This is a genomic window from Streptomyces sp. NPDC031274 (assembly GCF_055570235.1).
In genome coordinates this window covers 59,975-82,556 of sequence record NZ_JBVIHP010000009.1, presented here as the reverse complement: position 1 = coordinate 82,556, position 22,582 = coordinate 59,975, and the positions used below count along the sequence as shown (strand labels likewise).

Here is a 22,582-nt window from a genome sequence, read left to right as displayed (position 1 = left end):
TCCATGACGCCCCTCTCCCGTCGCGGCGTACTCGCCGGTGCCGCAGCCCTCGCGGGTACCGGCGCCGCTCTTTCGGCCGCCACCCCGGCCGCCGCCGCTCCCCACGGCGACGGCAAGCACCCCAAGGCCGTCGTGTTCCGTAACGTCCGTCCTTTCGGCGCGAAGAACCCCGTGGACCTGACGGTGGTCGACGGCCGGATCACGGACGACCGGGCACCCAAGGGCGCCAAGGTGATCGACGGCGGCGGGCGCGTCGCCCTGCCCTCGCTCGTGGACGCCCACATCCATCCGGACAAGACGACATGGGGCAGTTCCTGGGTCTCGCGGAAGCCGGCGAGCGGCATCGCCGACTACTGCGCCCAGGACGTGGAGATCTTCAAGAGCCAGCAGCGGCCCGTCGGCGAGCGCGCGTACGGCCTGATGTCCCACGCCGTGACCCGCGGCACCCGCGCGATGCGCGCCCACGTGGACGTGGCGCCCGCCTACGACCTGGCAGGGGTCGAGGGCGTGAACGCGGCCCGCGAGCGGCTGCGCGACGCCCTCGACGTGCAGATCGTGGCCTTCCCGCAGCACGGCGTGATCCGGACCCCCGGAACGGCGGAACTCCTTGAGGAGGCGGCCCGTTCCGGCTCGATCGACCTGGTCGGCGGCATCGATCCGATCAGCTTCGACCATGCGATGGACGAGCAGCTCGACCTGGTCTTCGGTCTCGCCGACCGCCACGGCGTCGGGGTGGACATCCACCTGCACGACCGCGACGAGAAGGGCACGGAGGTCCTGCGGGCGATCATCGACCGCACCAAGGCCCTCTCCCTGCGCGGCAAGGTCACGGTCAGCCACGTCTTCTGCCTGCCGAACCTCTCCGACACCGACCTGGGCAAGATGGCGGCCGACCTGGGAGAGCAGGACATCTCCCTGACGACGGTCGCGCCGAACGAGTCCCTCGTCCTGCCGATCGCGAAGCTGCGCGAGCACGGAGTGCGGGTCGGGCTCGGCTCGGACGGGGTGCGCGACGCGTGGAGCCCGTTCGGCAACGCGGACATGCTGCACCGCGCGCACATCCTCGGCTGGGTCACCGACGTCCGCCTGGACGACGAACTGACCGACTGCTACAACGTGGGCGCGCACGGCGGCGCCGATGTGATGGGCCTCGACCACGCGGACCTGAAGCCCGGCGCCCCGGCCGACTTCATCCTCGTACGCGGGGAGTGCCTGCCGCAGGTCCTGGTGGACATGCCACAGCGGGACATGGTCGTGCACGGCGGCCGTGTCGTGGCCAGGAACGGCGAGTTGGCGTAACCGGCTCCTGGGGGGGCGGCTGCCCCGCCCCCCCCAGGTACCTTCACTCCTCCGGAGCGGCCCGCATCCGGTAGTCGTACCGGGCGGGCACCTCCTCGTCGGTCACCGCGCGCCACAGTTCGCCAAGGATTTCGGCGCCCTCGCGCAGGTCGGCCACCTCGAAGCCCTCGTCGAAGACCGCCCGCGCCGCGGTCTTCCGCCCCTCCGCCAGAAGCAGTTGGACCTCGACGAGGCGGAAGCGGCCCTCCGCGCGCGTGGACGGATGCAGGCGTTCCCACACTCCGCGTGCCACCGCCTGGCGTCCGGCGGCGAGCAGGACGCCTATGGCCTCCCTGCCGAGGGAGGCGCTCACGGACGTCCACAGGACACCGTCGTCGCGCCGCTCCTGGCACAGGTCGTCGAAGGCTTCCGCGTACCGGTCGGCGGCGCGCTCGATGTGGTCCGAGTCCTGATCGGCGACCGCCAGGCACCGCAGCAACGGCCAGCGCGAGGGGGCGAGTTCGAGCCCGCGCTCCCAGCTGCGCACCGCCTGCGCACGGTCGCCCGCATGCCACTGGGCCACGCCCAGGTGATACTCGGCGACCGGCCGCGCGGGCGCCGTCTCCAGCATGTCCCGCCAGTGCGGGGCGACCAGGGTCGGGCCCGGCGGCGCCACCCGGCGCGGCTCGGGAACGGCCCCGGAGTGCAGAAGCTCCAGCCACGGCGCCTGTTCGGGGCCCAGCGTGGACTCGGCGAACGGCGTGCCCGGCACCTTGTAGTCCGCGCGCAGGACTTCGAGCGCGCCCCACCCGGACCCGGTGGCGAGCACCTCGCCCGGCTCGGTGTCGGCGCACGGCCGCCACGCGTCGAACGCCGTCTCCACCGCGGCCCGCGGCAACGCGTCCGTGAGCCGCGCCCGCACCTCTTCGCGCGCGGCCCGCCAGTCGTCGCCGTGCACCGGTCCTGGCTCCGCCGACAGCGGTCCGTACGACTCCAGCCACGCGAACTCGCTCTCGGCGTCCAGGCGTACGTGCTCCAGCTGCGTCCGCGCGAGGCCCGCCTGGATCTCCGCGTACCCGCCGGTGCCGGGCTCCGTCAGCCACTCCTGCCAGCGCTGCCCGCCCGTGCCGGAACCCCACACGAAGAGCTTGCGGCCGCGCAGCAGGTCGGTCGACGTCTGGACGAGGCCGTTTCCTTCGCCGTCGAGCGCGGCGATCCAGCGGCGCGCCCGGTCCGGTACGTCGTAGAAGTAGTCGGCGGCGTACTCGCTGCGGGGCGGATACGTCCGGTCCACCCCGTCGGTCTTCGGCACCGGCACCTTGCGCAGACCGCCCGTGTACCCGAAGTGCCAGGCCTCGTCGGCCGGGGCGATGACCCTGCGCTCCTGGGGCACGGCGATGTTGGACCACCAGTAGACCGGAACCGCCTTCTCGTGCGGGTTGCGGATCCGCACTCCGACGTGCAGGAAGTCGGAGTCCTCGGGGAGCCACAGGTCCACCTGGAACGGCACGTCCCGCAGCCGCTCCCACTCCCAGAGCCGCAGCATCTCGCCGCCGTCGGGCGCCGTCACGCGTGCGGCGTGCAGCGGGGCGCAGGACAGGGTCGTATGGCCGGTGGCGCCTATGTTCCACTCGATGCCGCCGGAGAACCAGGCGCCGTTGAGCGCGAAGGCCGCGGGCTGCAACACCGGGTTGCGGTAGAGGAGTTCGCGGCCTGTCGGTTTGTGGAAGAGGGAGTGGACCCGGCCGCCGAAGCCCGGCAGGACGGTGGCGCGCAGCCGGTCGTTCTCGATGACCAGGGTGTCGAGCGTCGTGTCGGTCCGCTCGCGTCCGTACCCGTCGAGCACGCGCGTGGGCAGGATGCCGCGCAGCGGCTCGTACCCCAGCTGCCGCGCCATGTCGCGTGGCAGCCCCTCTCTGCCGCGCTCGTCCAGTGTGTGCGCTTCGCGCAGCGGCCGCAGGGGCGGCAGGGGGTTCTCGGGGCCCAACGGGGCGGCGGGCAGCGTCAGTACGTCACGTCGCACGGTGGTCGTCACGATCACCATGGAACACGGTCGACGCCGTCCCGACCAGGGGCTATCCCGGTCAGGATTGCGCAAAGCCGCGCTGTCCGTCCGAGCGGCACATCTATTCCGTGGCGGTCAGCGCCCATCGTTCGTGGTCGCGCCAGGCCCCGTCGATGTGGAGGAAGTCCGGCGAGAAGCCCTCGAGACGGTAGCCGCAGCGGCGGGCGAGCGCGATCGACGCGGTGTTGCCGGGCTGGACGTTGATCTCCAGGCGGTGCAGCTTCAGTACGTCGAATGCGTACCGCGTGACGAGCCCGATCCCCTCGCTCATCAGACCCCGGCCCGCCGCGTGCGCGAAAGCGCCGTATCCCAGCGCACCGCACAGGAAGGCGCCCTCGACGATGTTGTTGATGTTGATGAACCCGGCGATGGCGCCGCCCTCCCGCTCGCAGACCAGGAACCCGGCCTTCCCCCGGCCCTCGATGAGCGCGCCCGCGTACATGGCGTACGCCTCGTCCGTGGTGGGCGGGAAGAGCCAGGGGCTGTGCAGCTCCCGGCTCTCGCGCGCACGCCTGGTGAACTCGGGGCCGTCGGCGTAGGTGTAGGGACGTATGCCTACGCGAGGCCCCTCGGCGAGGTGAACGGTGCTGTCGGTGCTGTCTGTCCTGTCAGTACGGTCGGTGCTGTCGGGCATCCGGCCACGCTAGCCGCTCCCCGCGCAGGTCAGCACCCTCACCTGCGCCGCCGGACGAAGTACGCCCCGCACAGCGCGCCGATCAGGCCGGTGCCGAGCAGCGCCACCCACAGAGGCATGGTCACCTCGGGGATCAGCAGCCTGATCTTGGTGTGGCGGGTGTTCTCGAAGATGAAGACCAGAGTGAGGACGGCGATCACGGCGACGACGATCCTGCCGGGCGTCATGACGCCCCCGCCGCCCGAGCTGCTCTTGGAGCCGCCCGTGGAGGTGTTGGGACTCATACGTGGACACCCTTCCGTCGGAGCTTCGACCGGCCTTCCCCGTCCAGCATGGGCAGCTGGACGGGGTTCGCGCGCGGTGGACGCCCCTCCGGGGTGGGGGTGTGGGCCGTACGGGTGAGTTCACGGCAGAGCCCCGGGAGAGTCCCGGGAGAGCCCTCCGGGAGGGTCAGCGCACGACAGGCAGCTGGAGCACCCCGGTGTCATCGGGCGCGCTGGTGACGGTCACCGGCTTCACGCCCCGGTTCCCCGCGTACGCGTCGTCGCTCGCCGCCACCACGAACCGCAACGTGTGCCCCGCCTCGTACCGGTGCACGATCCCCGGCAGCGACACGGTGAACGGCTTCGTCACGTCCGGCACCCGCACGGGCGACACGAGCCGGTGCACCAGCGTCTTCTTGCCGTCGGGCGCGACGTCGTACAGCTTGGCGAAGAGGACCAGCTTGTCGGCCGCGTCGCCGGAGTTCTGCACCCTCTCGGTCCTGGGCGAGACGACCTTGAGGGTGGCCTTCGCGGAGCCGACGACATCCACCGGGGCGGTCAGCGGCTCGCTCGTCCAGTCGAGGTAGGTGCCCTTGGTGTCGTGCGGCGCGGGGTCGGGCAGGCCGATGATCCCGGCGAGGGAGCTCTCGGAGTGACTCGTGGGGATCAGCCAGTTCCGGTACTCACGGCTGCCGCGCGCGACCTTCTCGCGGTTGTCGACGAGCTTGCCGTCGCCGGACAGGTACAGCTTCTGGCTCAGGGACGGCACCTTGGCGGCGGTGGCGTAGGAGCCGTTCGGTCCGCTGTCGGCGGGGACCCAGTCCTGATGGTAGGCGAAGGCGGGCCCGGTGTCGGCGCCCTTGTTCTTGCGGAGGTAGCGGTCGAACCACGACAGGACGCGCTTGCCGACGTAGCTCGTCTCCAGGTTGCCCTCGGACATGTTGAGTTCACCGGACGCCGCGTCGCTGAGGCCGCCGCTGTGGCCCGCGGACTGCCAGATCATCTTCGTCGTGGTGCCCTGCGCCTTGAGTGTCTCGTACGTCGCCTGCGCCTCGCTCAGGTTGAACAGGCTGTCGACCTGCCCCTGGATCAGCAGCGTCGGCGTCTTGACCTGCGGCAGGTACGAGACGGGCGAGACGCTGCGCGCGTACTCCTGGAGGGCCTCGGTCTTGTCGGCGGGATAGCGGCCCGAGTTGAGCGTACGGATCGTCTCGCAGGCCTTCGTGACGAAGTGCAGGCAGGTGAGGGAGTTGATGCGGGAAGGGTCGAGGCTCGGTTCGAGGAGCGGCTGGCCCTCGCCGATGAGGTAGAAGCCGTTCATCCACTGCCACTTGGAGGCGCCGGGGACGCTGCGGTCGGACGCGTTGTTCGGGTCGAGCGAGTAGCTCAGGTCGTTCCAGGTGATCATCGGTACGAGGGCGTCGACCCGGCGGTCCACGGCGGCCGTCGCCAGCTGGATCGCCCCTCCGTACGAACCGCCGATCATGCCGACGCGGGGATCGGCCTCGGCGTCCTTGGTGACGTAGTCGATGGTCGTGCCGTCGTCGGCCGCGCGCTTGCCCGCGAGGAAGTCGACGAGCCCGGAGGCCGCCTTGCCGTCGATCTTCGGGTCGTCGAGGGAGACGAGGCAGCCGGACTTGCCGAAGCCGAGTCCGGAGAAGACGAGCCCGACGTAGCCGCGCTCGGCGAAGGCCTTCCCGGTGGCCGCCGTCCCGCCGTCCGACTTGCTGCCGCCGAAGCCGTTGGTGGTCAGGACGGCGGGCGCGGGGTGCGCGGCGTCCACTCCGGCCGGACGGTAGAGGTCGGCGTCGACGGTGCAGCTCCTGCCGCCCGCTTCCACCGTGAACTTCAACGGGGTGACGGTGAACTGTCCGGTGGCGCTCGCGGGTGCGGGTGCCGCGAGCGCCAGGGGCGCGGCCAGCGCGGCACCGACGGCGAGGGCGAGCGGTGCGCGAGTACGAGTGCGAGTACGCGAGACGGCACCACGACGGGGCTCGGTACGACGGGACGCGGTACGACGGGGCACGAGACCTCCACGCTGAGGACAACCGGCTACCGACCGGTAAGTAACCGGCCCGAGGTCATGTTGTGACACGTGTCAGGTGCCGGTCAACGCCCAGGACAGGAGTTTCTCGCCGACGGTTGACGGCAGCTGAAGGCAGTTGACGGCGATGGACGGCAGTTGACGGAATTTTCGCGAGGAGGGTGCGTCCGGGCGTGCTCCTCAGACCAGCGCGGGCACATCCAGCGTCAACGTCGCCGCGTCCACGTCCAGTTCACCCGCCACGCCGAACGGAATCGTCAACGCCCCGTCGCAGTGCCCGAACCCGAACTCCTCGACGATCGGCACCCCGAGCCCGCCGAGCCGGTCAAGGAGCAGCGCCCGCACCGTGTCGTACGGATCGCAGTTCACCCACGAGCCGAGCGCGACCCCGTTCACCCCCTCCAGCCACCCCGCGCGCGCGAGATGCGTGAGATAGCCGTCAAGGCGGTAGGCCTCCTCGCCGACGTCCTCAAGGAAGAGCAGGCCGCCCCGCGCCGACGCGCGCACCCCGGGAGCGCCGATGTCCGAGGCGAGCAGGGAGAGGCAGCCGCCGAGCGTGACGCCCCGCGCGCGGCCCGGCACGAGAGCGGTCCCGCCCGAGGCGATCACCTGGACCTGCTCCGGTTCGAAGAGCGTGGCCCTCAAGTGCTCCTGCGCGCGGGTGTTCTTGAGGAAGTCGAGGGCCGCGACCATCGGGCCGTGCAGTGTCGCGAGGCCCAGCCGCGCCGCGAACGCCTCGTGCAGCGTGGTGATGTCGCTGTAGCCGACGAAGACCTTGGGGCCCGCCGCCCGCATCGCCGCCCAGTCGAGCAACTCCACCATCCGCAGTGCGCCGTAACCGCCGCGCGCGCAGATCACCGCGGAGACGGAAGGGTCGCACCACGCCTCCTGGAGGTCACGGGCGCGGTCGGCGTCCGTGCCCGCGAGGTAGTCGAACCGCGGGTGCCGTTCCAGGGCATGAGGGGCGACGACCGGTTCCAGGTCCCAGCCGCGCAGGATGTCCAGGCCCGCCTGGAGCTGGTCCTCCGGGACGGGACCGCTGGGCGCGACGACGGCGACCCGCGCGCCGGGGGTCAGCCGAGCGGGCCGTATCAGGGGGGTCACTTGGAGAGCTCCAGGGTGGGGGTTTCACCGGACAGGTCAAGACCGAACACCTGGGCGTACAGGGAGAGTTCGGACTCCAGAGCCCTGATCAGGGTGTCCGCGCGGCGGAATCCGTGCCCCTCTCCCTCGAAGGCGATGTAGGCGTACGGCACGTCCCGCCCTTCGAGCTCGGAGACGAACCTCTCGGCCTGCTCGGGCGGACAGATCACGTCGTCAAGCCCTTGCAGAAGCAGGAAGGGCGCGCTGACCCGGTCGGCGTGCTCCGCGGGCGAGCGCTCCACGTACCGCGTCGGCACCTCGTCGAACGGCCCGATCATCGAGTCGAGGTACCGGGACTCGAAGTCGTGGGTTCCGCCCGCGGCCCATTCCGTGAGGTCGAGGACCGGATAGATGATCGTGCCGCAGGCGTACACGTCCGTCGTGGTCAGCGAGGCCGCCGTGGTCCAGCCGCCCGCGCTGCCGCCGCGGATCGCGAGGCGGTCGCGGTCGGCGGTTCCCTCGTCGGCCAGGGCGAGGGCGACGGCCGCGCAGTCCTCCACGTCGACGATGCCCCACTGCTCGCGCAGGCGGTTGCGGTACTCGCGGCCGTAGCCCGTCGAGCCGCCGTAGTTGACCTCGGCGACGCCGATGCCGCGCGAGGTGAAGTAGGCGATCTCCAGGTCGAGTACGAGCGGGGAGCGGCTGGTGGGACCGCCGTGCACCCACACCACGTACGGCGGGAGTTCCTCGTCGGGGGCGACGCGGGTGGGGTGGTGCGGGGGGTAGACGTGCGCGTGGATCTCGCGGCCCGCCGGTCCGCTGAAGGTGCGTATGCGCGGCTCGGGGTAGTACGCGGTGTCCACCGGGTCGTCGTGTGCGGCTCCGATCACCCGGGCACGGCCGGTGCTCGTGTCCAGCTCCACGACCTCGTACGCGCTGCGGGGGCTGGCCGCGACACCGACGGCGCGTGTGCCGTTCACCGCGACGGTCGCCGACCACTCCGTCCAGGGGCCCGCCGCGTCGACGACTTCGCCGGTCTCCGGGTCGAGCACGCCGAGCGCGGTGGCGCCTTTGCCGTGCACGACGGCGATCAGTCCGCTGTCCAGGGGCGCGAACCAGCCGGAGCCGACCTGCCACAGGGGCCCTGCGAACTCCTCCTGGCGCGGACAGATCGGGTCTTCGTGCCCGCCGTTCACCGGGTCCGCGCGGTAGAGGTTCCACCACCCGGTCCGGTCGCTCGCGAACAGCAGCCGACCGTCGCTCGCCCACTCCACCTGTGCGACGGACTCCTCCGGGCCGCCCGCGAACACCTGCGGGGCACCGAACGTGCCGTCCTCGCGGACCCCGGCGACAAGGAGTTCCGTGCCGTCCCACGGCATCCGGGGGTGGTCCCAGGCGATCCACGCCACGCGAGTGCCGTCGGGCGAGAGGCGGGGCCCGGTGATGAACCGGTGCCGGTGGTCGGAGAGTTCGCGCACCGCCGCGCGGTCGTCGGCCGCCGAGCCGTCGAGCGGCACGGCGACGGCGACCCGCCGCACATCGGTGGGCCCCTCACCGGTGAACTCCTCCAGGACGCACCAGACCTCGCGTCGGTCCAGGTGCACGCACAGATCGATGAACCGCAGGCCGCCGCCCACATCGGAGAGCGGGGTCAGCGGGCGCGGCGCGGCCCCGGGCGCGTCGGGCTCGTACGCGTACAGGCGCTGGTCCGAGAAGTTCGCGAACACGATCAGCGGACCGTCCGGTGCGTCGGCTCCGGCCCATGAACGCCCCCCGTACTCCATGACCCGGCTGCGTACGTTCCACGGCTCGGGCAGCACGGACTCCTCGGCGCCGTCCGGACGCCGCCGCACCAGGGCACGCCTGCCGCCTTCGGCGGGCCTCGGCTCGGTCCACCACGTCTCGCCCCCGACGAAGCCCACATGGGCCGGGGACCCGTCGTGGGCCGCGGCGAGCGCCGCGTCGATGGGTGACGGCCATGATCCGTAAGCCTGGGTCTCCATCATGTCCTTCTCTTCCCCCATGATCAGTTGTGTTCCCTAGGCCGTTCTCAGATAGCGGTCGAGGACGCGGACGCCGAAGTGCAGCGCGTCGACCGGCACACGTTCGTCGACCCCGTGGAAGAGCGCTTGGTAGTCGAAGCCCTCCGGTGTCCTCAGCGGCGAGAAGCCGTAGCCGGTGATGCCGAGTCGCGAGAACTGCTTGGCGTCCGTACCACCGGACATGCAGTACGGCACGACATGTCCCTCGGGCGCGAACTCCTCGACGGCCGCTCGCATCTTCGCGTACGTCGACGAGTTGACCGGTGCCTGCAGGGCCACCTCACGGTGGTGGAACTCCCAGTCGACGTCCGGTCCGGTGAGCCGGTCAAGGGTGGCGGCGAACTCTTCCTCGCCGCCGGGCAGAAAGCGGCCGTCCACGTAGGCGGCGGCCTCCCCGGGGATCACGTTGACCTTGTAACCGGCCTGCAGCATCGTCGGGTTGGCGCTGCCCCGGACGGTGGGCGCGACGAGGTCCGCGGCCGGGCCGAGCTTCTCCAGGAGCGCGTCCACGTCGAATCCGGGCGCGTCGAGGTCCGCCTGCTGTCCGTACAGCGCGCCCAGTTCGGTCAGGGCGGCCCGGACCGTCGGCGTGAGCCGCACCGGCCAGCGGTGGTCCCCGATACGGGCGATCGCGACCGCCAGCTTGCTCACGGCGTTGTCGGGGTTCACCTTCGAGCCGTGGCCCGCCTTGCCGCGCGCGGTCAGCTTGAGCCAGCCGGTGCCGCGCTCCCCCGCGGCGATGGCGTAGATCTCATTGCCGCGCCCGTCGTGGAAGGTGAAGGCACCGGACTCGCTGATGCCTTCCGTGCATCCCTCGAAGAGGGACGCGTGCTGATCGGCGAGGAACCCGGACCCGTCCTCGGCGCTCGCCTCCTCGTCGGCGGTGAACGCGATCACGATGTCCCGCCGGGGGCGCACGCCCGCGCGCGCCCAGCCGCGGACCACGGAGAGGATCATCGCGTCCATGTTCTTCATGTCGATGGCGCCACGGCCCCACACGACGCCGTCGCGGACCTCCCCGGAGAACGGGTCCACGCTCCAGTCGGCGGCCTCGGCGGGCACGACGTCCAGGTGGCCGTGCACGAGCAGCGCGTCGGCCGAGGGGTCGGTGCCCTCGATGCGCGCGACGACGTTCGTACGCCCCGACGTGCGCTCCAGGAGTCGTGGTTCGAGCCCGGCTCCGGCGAGACACTCCGCGGCGTACTCGGCGGCGGGCCGCTCACGGCAGTCGCCGCCGCCCCGGTTGGTGGTGTCGATGCGGATGAGATCGGAGGTGAACCGGACGGCCTCGTCGAGCGCTTGCCCGTCGACGTGTCCGGTGGCCTGATGCCCCGGCTGCTCCTCAGCCATACTGCTCCTCCACCGCCGCCGATGCGATCGTCGTGACCGCCTTGAACGTACGAATACCCTCGTACATGGTTTCGCTGGTGTACGCGATCTTCCGCTCACCGGTGCGCCGCACGCCCGGCACGACGGTGGACGCCATGGACAGATGCTCGGCGTCGAATTCGAGCTCCACGGTGAACGGACCGCCCTGGACCGGATCGTGTCGCACGGCGAGGGGCGTCGCCTCCTTCGCCGCGGCCCGGATGTCGGATGCGGTCCGCCGCGGGGTGCGGCACACAGCCGCGTACCGCGACACGTGGTCCTTGACGGCGACCTTCAGCGCGCCGGGCGCATAGCCGAGCGCGTCCTCGCAGGCCAGGTCGTCGCCGGTGACGAGAACGACCGGCACCCCGTACTCGGCGACGACATGGGAGTTGAGCAGTCCTTCGCTCGCCCGGTCGCCGTTGACCCACACGCCGGTGATCGAGTTGGCGAGGTAGGTGTGCGCGAGCACACCCTCCATCCCGGCACCCGCGTGATAGCCGATGAACGCGATGCCGTCCACATCGCCGTGCTGGACGCCCTCGACCATGGAGAGGGCCTTGTGCCGCCCGGTGAGCATCTCGGCCCGCTCGTCGAGCTCCTCCAGGAGCAGATTGCGCATGGTCCAGTGCGCCTCGTTGATGAGCACCTCGTCGGCGCCGCCGTCGAAGAAGCCGAGCACGGCGGCGTTGACGTCCGAGGTGAACATCGAACGGCACCTGTCCCACTGCGGGGTGCCGGGCAGCACGTCGGCCGGCCAGGTCACGCCCGTGGCGCCCTCCATGTCGGCGCTGATCAGAATTTTCATGACGGTCCGTCTCCTCGCAGGTCAGCGGCGTGCTGTCGGGCCGCTGACAGCAGTTTGCGACACCGTGCAGTCGTGACGGGGATCTTCATGTCTCGAAACCGTACGCGCTGCCCCACCGCCTCGGCCAGGCCTGTGGATATCTATCGGTGGTCCAGACCACTGAACCCACCTCGCACGTCCTGCGACCAGCCCTTTTCCGCTAAATCGGATGATCGCAGGAACGGTGGACCGCCACGGCGGACTTGGTGCCGGACAGCCCTCTGCTCGTGGCATTCGAGAACGCCTGGAATGCGGCAGCACGAAAGAACGACCCCGTGCCACGCATCGGCACGGGGTCGCATGGGAGTTCCTCACGCCGGCGCCGCGCCCGGCCGCGAGCGGAGCCCGAAGGCGCTGATCAGCGCGGCGAGCAGGGCCGCGGCGAGCGGGATCCACAGGGCCGCGCGGTAGCCGTCGAGGAGGGCTGAGGGCGCACTCGACGTGGTGGCCCAGACGTTGACGGCGGTGACCGTGGAGAGGCCGAGCGCGGCGCCGAACTGGAAGGCGGTGTAGAGCAGCCCGCCTGCCAGGCCCTGCTCCTCCTCCTTGACGCCCTCGGTGGCGACGATGGTGAGCGGTCCGTAGGCGAGGGCGAATCCCAGGCCGAGGATGATCAGGCTCGGGAACATCGCCGGGTACGTCCAGTCGGCGCCCACCGGCAGGAACAGAGCGTAGGAGAGCGCGGCGAGCAGCAGACCGCCGAAGATCACCCGCGCGTTGCCGAAGCGCTCGACCAGCTTGGGGGTGAGGGTGGGCGAGAGGACCGCGTCGACGCCCATGACGAGCATCGCGAAGCTGGTCTGGAGCGTGGACCAGTCCCGCAGCTCCTGGAGGTAGAGAACGACCAGGAACTGGAATCCGAAAAAGCCGCCCGCGAAGAAGAGCCCCGAGAGGTTGGCGCGGACCAGGGCGCCGCTGCGGAAGATCCCCAGGCGGACGAGTGGCGCGGCCGAGCGGCGCTCGACGGCGACGAAGACGGCGATGAGGGCGAGGCCCGCGGCGAGGATGCCGGTCGTGGCGGCGGCGCTCGCGTGCGACGCGCGCTCCACGCCGAGGACGAGCAGCACGATCGCGGCGGTGACCGTGAAGGCACCCACCAGGTCGACGCTCTGTCCGGCGCGCTCGGGGCGCGGCGACCTGGGGACGAAGGCGAGCGCGGCGACGAGGATCAGGGCGGAGAGCACCACCGGCACGAAGAAGACCCAGCGCCACCCGAGCGTGGTCAGCAGCCCGCCGACCACCAGGCCGATCGAGAAGCCGCCCGCGGCGGTGCCGGAGTAGAAGAGCAGTGCCTTGTTGCGGCGCGGTCCCTCCGCGAAGCCCGTGGTGATGATGGAGAGGCCCGCCGGAGTCATGAAGGCCGCGGCGACGCCGGTCACGAAGCGGGCGACGATCAGCATCCAGCCGTCGGTGGCGAAGCCGCCGAGCCCGGAGAAGACCAGGAAGACGGAGAGCCAGAGGACGAACATCTGGCGGCGCCCGAAGAGGTCGGCCGCTCGGCCGCCGAGCAGCATGAAGCCGCCGTAGCCGAGGACGTAGGCGCTCATGACCCACTGCAGGGACCCCGTGGACAGGCCCAGGTCGGCGCGGATGGACGGCAGGGCCACGTTGAGCATGGCCACATCGATGCCTTCGAGGAAGATCGCGCCGCACAGGACGAGCAGAACGCCCCACTCTCCGGGCTCGAATCCCACCGGTGAGGCGCTCGGCACCCCGGCTGATGACTGTGTCTGCGTACTCACGTGATTTCTCCGCCAATTGACCGCTGATGCGGGGTATTTCCCGGCTCGATCACCATCGATCAGGGCGCGGGGACGGAACAACGGCGAAGATCGCAACGTTCGTTCAACCAGGCTTACCGATCCGAGCTGGCTGGGGGACGTCGATGGAACGCGATGAAGTGGAGTGCTTTCTACTGCTCGCAGAGGAGTTGCACTTCGGCAGGACGGCCGAGCGCATGCGGCTCTCCCGCGCCCGGGTGAGCCAGCTGATCCAGCGCACCGAACGCCGTGTCGGCGCCCCGCTGTTCATCCGCACGAGCCGCCGCGTCGGCCTCACCGCGCTCGGCCGCCAGCTCCGCGCCGACCTGGAACCGCACCACCGGGCCATCGACGCCGCCGTCGAGCGGGCCGCGGCCACCGCGCGCGGCATCGACAGCGTGCTGCACGTCGGCTTCGCCAATCCGCTGGCCGGTGAGATCGTGATGCGGGCGACGGAGGCGCTGCGCGTGAGCCACCCGGGGCTCGCGGTGGAGATCTGCGAGGTGCCGCTCGGTGATCCGTACGGGCCGCTGCGCAAGGGCGAGTTCGACGTGCAGCTCACGGAGTTCCCGGTGCGCGAGGAGGACCTGGGCGGGGGTCCGGCGCTGCTCGCGGAGGAACGGGTCCTCGCGATCGCGTCGGCGCACCCGCTGTCGGCGCGGGACGCGGTGTCGCTCGAGGACCTGGCCGACGTGCCGCTCCTGACGATCGACGGCGAGGTACCCGACTACTGGCTCGAACACCACGTCCCTTCGCGCACCCCCTCCGGCAGGCCGATCAGCCGCGGTCCGGGCGTGACCAACATGCAGGAGGCGCTGATGCTGGTCGCGGGCGGCAAGGGCGCGTTCCTCGCTCCCGCGCACACCGGGACGTACTTCACCCGGCCAGGTGTCGCGTACGTCCCCTTCGCCGACGCCGAACCGGTCGGGTACGGCCTGGTCTGGCGGGCCGGCCACGGGACGGGGGCGATCAAGACGTTCGAGAGGACCGCCCGCGAGGTGGTCCGTGACGTGGTGCGGGGAGATCCCGGGAGTGTGGTGCCGGGGGCCGTCACCATCGCGGTGGACTGAGACCCGCGGAGGCCGGAGGCGCGGCGCGGGCGGATCCCGAGGACGGCCGGTCTCGGCGGGCATCCGGCTCGTGAGAGTCCGGTCCGCCGAGACCGAGCACTGCCGACGGCCGCCCGGCCTCCGACCTCCGACCTCCGACCTCCGACCTCCGACCTCCGACCTCCGAGGCTCACCCCGCCCGCCCCACCACCAGCCACTTCGACGGCAGTTCGACCCGTGTGCCGTCAGGGGTGAACTCGGTCGTGATGAGCGGGAGTTCGCCCTCAGCCACCACCGTGAGGCCCGCCGCAGCCACGTACTCCGGCACCGCCGCGTCCGCGACCTCTCCCGGAGCGATGCCGTGCGCGAAGATCGGCGCCAGCTTCGGTGGCGGGCCCTCGGGGCTCTCGGCGAGGCCTCTGAGCACCGTCCCCGCGGCCTCCGCGAGTTCGACGACGAATGCTCTGCCGCGCTCGCCGGTCAGTGCCGCGATGCCGTCGACGAGCGGCTGGCGGTCGGCGGGATCGCACTGGTGGAGCACCCCGCGCATATAGACGTTCACATCGCCGAGTTCCGCGTGCAGTTGCTCGGCCTCGGTCCTCTCCGCGGCGTCCACCTGCCGGAACTCGACCTGTTCCGCCGGGTCGGCCCGCCGTGCGTGCTCCAGGGCGGCGGCGGACAGGTCGACGCCCAGGACGTGCGGGTAGCGGTGGGCCAGGAAGCGGGTCTGGGTGCCGTTGCCGCAGCCGACGTCCACCACGGGGAGTCCCGCGGCCCTCATGTGCGGTTCGAAGAGGGCGAGATGGATACCGACGGTGAGCACGGGTTCGGCGTCCCAGAAGACGGCCCCCTCTTCGCCGGGGGCTTCCCGCCAGAACCCTTCCCAGGCCTCCTTGTACCGACTCGTGACGCTCATGCCCGCTCCCCAGGATGCGACGACGGCCGCCGAAGCCGACGGCAAGATCGGTCTACCGCGCCCAGGGTGTACGGACAAGTCACCGGCGCACGCATTCACCGCGCCTTCGATGTGTTTCCGCCGAGCGCGCGCCCCTGATAGCCCCTCAGGCTCATCCCTTACGCGGCGGCACCAGCTCGAACCACACGGTCTTGCCGGATGAGGTACGGCTGGTCCCCCACTCCTTGGCGAGCACGCTGACGATCCGCAGCCCGCGCCCGAACTCGTCGCCCGGGCCCGCACTCAGCAGCGTGGGCAGGGTGTGATCGTCGTCCTCGACCTCGCAGATCAGCGTGGCCCCGGAGCGCACGACGCGGAGTTCGACACGGCGGCCCCGCGAGTGCCGTACGGCATTGGTGACGAGCTCGCTGACCAGGAGCTCCGCGGTCTCGGACAGGGCCTCGCGGGACCAGGTGATCAGCTGGCCGCGCACCAGATCGCGGGCCCTGCTCACCTCGCTCGGGTCGAGCGCGAGGCGCCAGCTCGCGACGTCCTCGTCCGCGACGCCGTTCAGGCGCGCCATCAGGAGGGCCACGTCGTCCTTGCGTCCGCCGCGCGTGTTGAGCGCCCGGATGATGGTGTCGCAGGCGTCGTCCATGGAGGCCGCCGGGTGGGCCGCGGTCTCGGTGAGGGTGGCGAGGCCGACGCCGATGTCCTCGCCGCGCACCTCGACGAGGCCGTCGGTGCACATCAGGAGCCGGTCGCCGGGCGCCACACGGACGGTGACCGCCTCGAAGGGCACGCCTCCGACGCCGATGGGGGCCCCGGTCGGCAGGTCGAGGAGTTCGCTGCGGCCGTCGACGGCGCGGACCAGGACGGGCGGGATGTGTCCCGCGTTGGCCAGGTGCAGCTCGCCCGCTATGGGGTCGTAGACCGCGTACAGACACGTCGCGAGATAGTGCTCGCCGAGCCGCTGTGCCAGGTCGTCGAGGTTGCGCAGGAGCTGTGCGGGCGGCAGGTCGAGGGCGGCCATGGTCTGCACGGCCGTGCGCAACTGGCCCATCATCGCGGCCGAGTTGAGGCCGTGCCCCATCACGTCGCCGACCACGAGGGCGGTGCGCGATCCGGGCAGCTTCACGGAGTCGAACCAGTCGCCGCCGACCCGGCCCAGGAGCGTGCCCGGCAGATAGCGCGTGGCGATGTCGCAGCCCGTCATGCGCGGCTCGATGTGCGGCAGCATGCTGTCCTGGAGGGTGTCGGCGACGCTCTCCTGGTAGGTGTACATGCGGGCGTTGTCGAGCACGAGGCCCGCGCGGGCGGCCAGTTCGGCGCCGGTGACGCGGTCCATGTCGTTGAAGACGGGCCGCTCGCGGTGGCGCAGCAGGATCATGAATCCGAGCACCACATTGCGGGCCTTCAGCGGTACGACGAGCATCGAGCGGTGGTTGATGAGCGGGCGGATGTCCCGCTTCTCGAACTGCGAGGCGATCGCGTTGCCCATCTCCTCCGTGATGCGCGGTACGAGGACCGGATCGCCGGAGGTCATGCACTGGAAGAACGGCGTGCGCGAGGGGAAGGGCATGGATTCGCCGACGGGCACGACGTCGTCCCAGCGTCCCGGCTCGTCCGTGTGCTCCACGGCCACCCGGTGCCACATCGTCCTCTCGTCCGGCGGCCCCTCGGGAAAGCCCTCCCCCGCCACGACCTGTTCGCGCAGGTACGTGCCCGCCACGTCCGTGAACCGGGGCACGACGGCGCGGCTGACCTCGATGATCGTCCGCGAGAGGTCGAGCGAGGAGCCGATGCGCCCGCTGACCTCGTTCAGGAACTCCAGGCGCTCGCGCACCGCCGCGTACTCGAGATCCTCGCTCTCGTCGGGCGTGGTGAGCTCGGGGGACATGCCGTCGGCGGTCGCCCGCCGACCGCGCAGCCTGCGCGCCCCCCGTTCGGCGCGCCGGGGCACGCCCCAGTCCGGGGTGACGGGCACGCGGTCCTGCTTGCTGAACTCCAGGACGGGATAGCCCAGTTCGAGGACCTGCGCCACGATGCGGGAGCTCTCGCCCACGCTCATGCTGGGCAGGATCTCGGGAAGGCGGCGCGCCAGGTCGTCCGCTCCGGGGAAGTCCGTGTGCAGGGCGAACCCGGGTGCTATGCGCTCCACTTGGCCCGGCTCGTGGCCCTCCTCATCGGCGAGGCGGTCGGCGTCGGCCGCGAGCACGAGCAGCCGCTCGGGTCCGGGGCCGACGAGCGGATACGCCCACCACAGGACGTCCACGCGGTGGAGTTCAGCGCCCGGCACAGAGAGCCCGTCGGAGGCGGAGAGCCCGTCCGGCGCGGAGAGCCCGCCGGGCACGGAGAGCCGCGCGCGCCCGGCAGAGGGGTACGAGATGTGTCCGTCGAGGGAGGTCTCCAGGTCCGGCCCCAGGCCGTCGTACACAGCGAAGTTCGCGTGCCCGTCCGGTATCGCGCCGGACACCGGAAGCAGGTCGCCCGCCGGGCTGCCGACGGCTTCCTGCCTGGAGTACCCGAACAGCTTGCGCGCGCCGGTGCTCCAGTGCGAGACAGCGCCCGCCCCGTCGATGACGACCACGGCGAGGGGGATCCGGCCGGCCGTGGCAGGCTGCGCCACCGGCCCGTCCGGGGTGCCAGATTCCATGGCCTACGCTCCTTCCGGCGGCACCGCGAAGACCTGCGCCGCCCCAACCACCGTACGGCCGGTGCGGGTTGCCGTGCGGTGCAATAAGGGAATTGGGCGGCGCGGGGGCGCCGCCGGCGGGTACTTTGCGCCGCCCCGCCAGAACCAGCCCCTCCAGCCCCCTCCAGTCCTCGCTAGTCCTCGTGTCCCAGCTGGAGATCCCGCTCCGTACGCCCGCCGCCCGCGACCTGGAGCACGGTGGCCACCGGCGGGTAGCCCGCGGCGATGACGGTGTACTCGCCGGACGACAGATCGATGAACCGGAATGTGCCGTCCTCCCTGGTCGTGAGGGTGTCCACGACGTTGCCCGCCGCGTCGAGCAGCGTCACGCGCGCGTCCTCCACGGGCCGCCCCCCGCTGGCCCGCACGGTCCCGCGCAGAACGGCGCCGCCCGCGAGCTCGACGTCCTGGCGGGTCTCGCGCGAGGCCTGCACGGTGACGGGCATGGCCGCGGGGCGGAAGGCGGGGGCGCTGGCGGCGAGGGTGTACTCGCCCGCCACCAACTCCGTGATGACGTAGCCGCCCTCGCGCCCGCTCCGCGTACTGGAGACGACCTCTCCGCGCACGTCGGTGAGGGTCACCGCGGCGTCCCTGACCGGGGTCCCGTCGGCGGTGACCACGCTGCCGGCCAGGCGTCCCGCGCCGCCGAGCACCACGTCGAGCTCCACGGGGCGCTCCCCGACGGTGACGGTGACCGCCTGCGGCTGGTGGCCGCCCGCCGCCGCGATCAGGACGAACGAGCCCGAGCCCGGCGTGGAGAGCGCGTACCGCCCGTCGTCGCCGCTCGCGCCACGGCCGATCTGCTGGCCCGCCACGTCGATCAGGGTCAGCGCGGCGCGGGGCACCACGGTGCCGTCCGGGTGCTGCACGGTGCCGCAGACGGGCACTCCTGCGGCGTACGACGAGGCGCGGGCCTGGGGAAGGGGCGTGGTTTGTGTCGTGGGGGCGTCCGGGGACGCTGCTGCGCTGGACAACAGGGGAGTCTCCTTGAGGAAGAAGGTGATCAGCATGCCGAGGACGAGCACCGGCACCAGATAGAGGAAGATCCGCGGCATCGCGTCGGCGTACGCCTGGATGTAGCCGTCGCGCAGCGGGGCGGGCATCGCGTGGACGAGCTGCGGGGTGATGGCCTCGGGGTCCGCGATGCCCGCACCGGCCGGGACGCGGTCGGCGAGCGAGTCCGCGAGACGGTCGGCGAAGAGAGTGCCGAAGATCGCGGCGCCGACGCTGCCGCCGATCTGCCGGAAGTAGTTGTTGGCGCTGGTGGCCGTGCCGAGGTCGGCGGGGCGTACCGCGTTCTGCACGGCGAGGATCAGCACCGGCATGACGAGGCCGACTCCCGCACCCAGTACGGCCATCCAGATGCTGTAGTGCAGCCGGGGCGTGTCGACTTCGAGCCGCGAGAGGAGCCACATGCCGATGACGGACAGGATGCCGCCGACGACCGGATAGATCTTGTAGCGCCCGGTGTGGCTGATGAGCTGTCCGGAGAGGATCGAGGCGCCGACGACACCGCCCATCATCGGCAGCATGAGCAGTCCGGACTCGGTGGCGCTCGCGCCGTCGACCATCTGCAGGAACGTCGGCAGATAACTGGCCGCTCCGAAGAGGGCCACGCCGACGACCATGCCCACCAGGCCGGTGATGTTGAAGACCGAATCGCGGAACAGGCGCAGCGGGATGATCGGTTCTGCGGCGAAGCGTTCGGCGACGGTGAAGAGCACGACCGAGGCGAAGGCCCCGGCCGCCAGACCCAGGATGACGCGCGAGCCCCACTCGTACTCGGTGCCGCCCCAACTGGTCAGAAGCACCAGGCAGGTGGAGGCCGAGGCGAGCAACAGCGCGCCGATCACGTCGAGTCGGGCCTTCCTCGTGCGCTGGGGAAGCTTCAGTACGAAGCTGACGACGGCGAGGGTCACGAGCCCGAAGGGTACGTTGAAGTAGAAGCACCAGCGCCAGGTGACGTGGTCGGTGAAGAACCCGCCGAGCAGTGGCCCCGCGACCGACGCGAGGCCGAACGCGGCGCCGATGAGGCCCATGTAGCGGCCGCGTTCCCGGGGCGGCACGATGTCCGCGATGATCGCCTGTACGCCGATCATGAGACCGCCCGCGCCGATGCCCTGGATGGCGCGGAAGGCGATGAGCTGGTCCATCGTCCGGGACCAACCGGCGAGCGCGGAGCCGATGATGAAGACGACGATCGCGAACTGGAAGACGCCCTTGCGCCCGAAGAGGTCCCCGAGCTTGCCGTAGATGGGCAGCCCGATCGTGGACGTGAGGAGATAGGCGGTGATCGCCCAGGACATCCTGTCCAGGCCGTGCAGCTCACCGACGATCTTCGGGAGCGCGGTGGCGACGATCATCTGCTCGAGGGCGGCGAGCAGCAGAGCGAGCATGAGCCCGACGAAGACCATGCGGACGCGGGCCGGGCTGAGTCCCTCGGCCGCCGACACGTGCTCCTGGGGCGGTGGCGCCTCCTGAGGGTCCTCGGGCGCCACGACCGCGGCCGGGACCTCCCGTTCGGCGCCCGTCACCAGCGTCGTGCCACCCACGTCCTGCTCCCCTCGTCGCGCCTGCGCCGCACATTTCTCGCATTACGCGATAACTACGAGCAAGCGCGACGAGTCGCCCTTATATGGGGTCCGGCAGACGTAAGTGCCGGTGGGAGCCCTACGGCGTACAAGTGGCCCGAACAGAAAACCACTCGAAACGGTGAGCGTGACAACAACCCCGACGGGTTACCGGAGTTGATAGCCGGTCAGACGGACAGGCCAGGCAGACCGGCCAGGCAGACCGGCCAGACGGACCGGTCAGGCGTCGGACTACTTCTCGACCTCACCGGCGAGCTTGCCGAGCACCTCGTCGTAGATCCGCCCGAGCCCCTTGGGGGCGAAGGTCTTCTCGAAGAAGCCGCCGATGCCGCCCGCGCCGTTCCACACGGTGGCGACGACCACGCGCGCCTTGCCCTCGCCCGCCGGGGTCACGGTCCAGGTGGTGACCATGGAGGAGTTGCGGTCCTTCTCGACGAGCTGCCCGTCGGTCGGCTCGGAGACCTCCAGGAGGCAGTCCCGGATCCGCTTGCTGGTCGCCTGGAGCTTCCAGTGGACGAGCGTCCCGTCGCCGTCGCCGCCCTCGCGCACCTCGAACTCGCTGAAGTGCTCCGACAGGATCTTCGGGCGCGTGTCCGCGTAGTCGGCGAGTGCGTCGAAGACGTCCTCCGGCCGCGCCGCGATGATCCGCTCCGTGGTCGCCTCGACCTGCGCCATGTCACTTCCTCCAGCACTCGGTTACTCGGGGGGTGGTTCGCGGAAAGCCAACCACCCTGCGTACCGGCCTCTCAAATCGGGGTCGCCTCTAGATCACCTCGGGGTCGCGCCGAGGTGATCGAGGTATCGGGTCGCACGATCAAGGGAACGTATGTTCTATTCTGTGGTCAGTGCTACCGAGGAGGCGTCATGCGCTGGGAGAACCTCACCGACGGCCCGCGACGGGGTGCCGCGGACGCCGCGCTGTTCGGCGCGGACGCGGTCACCACGAGGACCTTCAACACGCCCGAGTTCGCTGGAATCACGTTCCACGAGATCCGGGCCAGAACGATCGTGAACCGGGTGCCGGGGGCGTCCCGCATGCCCTTCGAGTGGACGGTCAATCCGTACCGTGGCTGCTCACACGCGTGCGTCTACTGCTTCGCGCGCAAGACGCACAGCTATCTGGACCTCGACACGGGGCTCGGCTTCGACAGCCAGATCGTGGTCAAGGTCAACGCCCCCGAGCTGCTGCGCCGCCAGCTCGCCTCGCCCCGCTGGCACGGCGAGCACATCGCGATGGGCACGAACGTCGACTGCTACCAGCGGGCCGAGGGGCGGTACGGCCTCATGCCGGGGATCATCGCCGCCCTGCGCGATCACGCGAACCCCTTCTCCATCCTCACGAAGGGCACACTGATCCTGCGCGACCTCGATCTGCTGCGGCAGGCCGCCGCCGTCACCGACGTCGGGGTCTCCGTGTCCGTCGGCTTCGTCGACCAGGAGCTGTGGCGCACCGTCGAGCCGGGCACGCCCGCTCCGGAGCGGCGCCTCGACGTCGTACGGACGCTGACCGATCACGGGATCGGGTGCGGAGTGCTCATGGCGCCCGTGATCCCGTTCCTCGGGGACAGGCCCGACCAACTGCGGGCGACCGTGCGGGCCATCGCCGCCTCCGGGGCCACCTCCGTGACGCCGCTCGTGCTGCACCTGCGGCCCGGAGCGCGCGAGTGGTTCATGACGTGGCTGGAGCAGCACCATCCGCATCTCGTACAGCGCTACCAGCGGCTGTACGCGGAAGGCGCCTACGCACCCAAGTGGTATCAGCGCCGGATCACCCGCCAAGTGCACGAGCTGGCCGAGGAGTTCGGCATCGGACCCACGCGCGCGGGCGCCGCTCGCCGCATCCGCGCACCTCAGGAGCCCGAGACCGCGCCCGCCCCAGTCGGCGGCACCCAGCTCACCCTGCTCTGACGAAACGCTTCGGCGGACCGCGCCGTCGGACCGCGCCGTCGAACCGCGCCGACGAACCGC

General features: G+C 71.1%; 16 protein-coding genes. 3 read left to right on the top strand and 13 right to left on the bottom strand.

Annotated elements, in window-relative coordinates:
- Positions 1–3: 3 nt before the first annotated feature.
- Positions 4–1,299 carry an amidohydrolase family protein gene (locus tag ACZ5CR_RS16580; protein WP_468857927.1) on the top strand — a complete coding sequence of 432 codons (1,296 nt, stop codon included), beginning with the start codon at positions 4–6 and terminating at the stop codon, positions 1,297–1,299.
- Between the two features lie 43 nt (positions 1,300–1,342).
- Here ACZ5CR_RS16580 and ACZ5CR_RS16575 read toward each other — a convergent pair whose 3' ends face one another.
- The 9 genes from ACZ5CR_RS16575 to ACZ5CR_RS16535 form a co-directional block, all read right to left on the bottom strand.
- Positions 1,343–3,322, bottom strand: a complete 1,980-nt coding sequence (locus ACZ5CR_RS16575; protein ID WP_468857925.1) for a DUF5107 domain-containing protein — start codon at positions 3,320–3,322, stop codon at positions 1,343–1,345.
- 82 nt (positions 3,323–3,404) lie between these two features.
- Positions 3,405–3,977, bottom strand: coding sequence for a GNAT family N-acetyltransferase (locus ACZ5CR_RS16570; protein WP_468857924.1), 573 nt, complete (start codon positions 3,975–3,977; stop codon positions 3,405–3,407).
- A 38-nt stretch (positions 3,978–4,015) separates the two neighbouring features.
- Complete coding sequence (locus ACZ5CR_RS16565; protein WP_468857922.1) at positions 4,016–4,261, bottom strand: LapA family protein; 246 nt, start codon at positions 4,259–4,261, stop codon at positions 4,016–4,018.
- Positions 4,262–4,427: 166 nt separating this feature from the next.
- Complete coding sequence (locus ACZ5CR_RS16560; RefSeq protein WP_468858231.1) at positions 4,428–6,161, bottom strand: CocE/NonD family hydrolase; 1,734 nt, start codon at positions 6,159–6,161, stop codon at positions 4,428–4,430.
- Between the two features lie 303 nt (positions 6,162–6,464).
- Positions 6,465–7,388 (bottom strand): S66 peptidase family protein, encoded by a 924-nt coding sequence (locus ACZ5CR_RS16555; RefSeq protein ID WP_468857920.1) that lies wholly within the window; start codon positions 7,386–7,388, stop codon positions 6,465–6,467.
- Complete coding sequence (locus ACZ5CR_RS16550) at positions 7,385–9,370, bottom strand: LpqB family beta-propeller domain-containing protein (protein ID WP_468858229.1); 1,986 nt, start codon at positions 9,368–9,370, stop codon at positions 7,385–7,387. The genes ACZ5CR_RS16555 and ACZ5CR_RS16550 overlap by 4 nt, the downstream gene beginning before the upstream one ends.
- A 36-nt stretch (positions 9,371–9,406) precedes the next feature.
- The gene (locus tag ACZ5CR_RS16545; RefSeq protein ID WP_468857919.1) at positions 9,407–10,759 is read right to left on the bottom strand and encodes a M20/M25/M40 family metallo-hydrolase; all 1,353 of its coding nucleotides are present in this window, start codon (positions 10,757–10,759) and stop codon (positions 9,407–9,409) included.
- Positions 10,752–11,585 (bottom strand): M55 family metallopeptidase, encoded by an 834-nt coding sequence (locus tag ACZ5CR_RS16540; RefSeq protein ID WP_468857918.1) that lies wholly within the window; start codon positions 11,583–11,585, stop codon positions 10,752–10,754. The genes ACZ5CR_RS16545 and ACZ5CR_RS16540 overlap by 8 nt, the downstream gene beginning before the upstream one ends.
- A gap of 350 nt (positions 11,586–11,935) precedes the next feature.
- Positions 11,936–13,318: an MFS transporter gene (locus ACZ5CR_RS16535; RefSeq protein ID WP_468858227.1), complete on the bottom strand. Its 1,383-nt coding sequence runs from the start codon at positions 13,316–13,318 to the stop codon at positions 11,936–11,938.
- 191 nt (positions 13,319–13,509) lie between these two features.
- Here ACZ5CR_RS16535 and ACZ5CR_RS16530 point away from each other — a divergent pair, with 191 nt between their 5' ends.
- Positions 13,510–14,454, top strand: coding sequence for a LysR family transcriptional regulator (locus ACZ5CR_RS16530; protein WP_468857917.1), 945 nt, complete (start codon positions 13,510–13,512; stop codon positions 14,452–14,454).
- A 169-nt stretch (positions 14,455–14,623) separates the two neighbouring features.
- Here the strand turns inward: ACZ5CR_RS16530 and ACZ5CR_RS16525 are convergent, their stop codons facing one another.
- The 4 genes from ACZ5CR_RS16525 to ACZ5CR_RS16510 form a co-directional block, all read right to left on the bottom strand.
- Positions 14,624–15,349 (bottom strand): class I SAM-dependent methyltransferase, encoded by a 726-nt coding sequence (locus tag ACZ5CR_RS16525; protein ID WP_468857915.1) that lies wholly within the window; start codon positions 15,347–15,349, stop codon positions 14,624–14,626.
- Between the two features lie 151 nt (positions 15,350–15,500).
- Positions 15,501–17,984, bottom strand: a complete 2,484-nt coding sequence (locus tag ACZ5CR_RS16520) for a SpoIIE family protein phosphatase (RefSeq protein ID WP_468857913.1) — start codon at positions 17,982–17,984, stop codon at positions 15,501–15,503.
- A 173-nt stretch (positions 17,985–18,157) separates the two neighbouring features.
- Positions 18,158–20,575: an MFS transporter gene (locus ACZ5CR_RS16515; RefSeq protein ID WP_468857911.1), complete on the bottom strand. Its 2,418-nt coding sequence runs from the start codon at positions 20,573–20,575 to the stop codon at positions 18,158–18,160.
- 270 nt (positions 20,576–20,845) lie between these two features.
- Positions 20,846–21,289: an SRPBCC family protein gene (locus tag ACZ5CR_RS16510; RefSeq protein WP_468857910.1), complete on the bottom strand. Its 444-nt coding sequence runs from the start codon at positions 21,287–21,289 to the stop codon at positions 20,846–20,848.
- A gap of 189 nt (positions 21,290–21,478) precedes the next feature.
- On the opposite strand from ACZ5CR_RS16510, the gene ACZ5CR_RS16505 reads away from it, so the two are divergent.
- The gene (locus tag ACZ5CR_RS16505; protein WP_468857908.1) at positions 21,479–22,522 is read left to right on the top strand and encodes an Rv2578c family radical SAM protein; all 1,044 of its coding nucleotides are present in this window, start codon (positions 21,479–21,481) and stop codon (positions 22,520–22,522) included.
- Positions 22,523–22,582 lie beyond the last annotated feature (60 nt).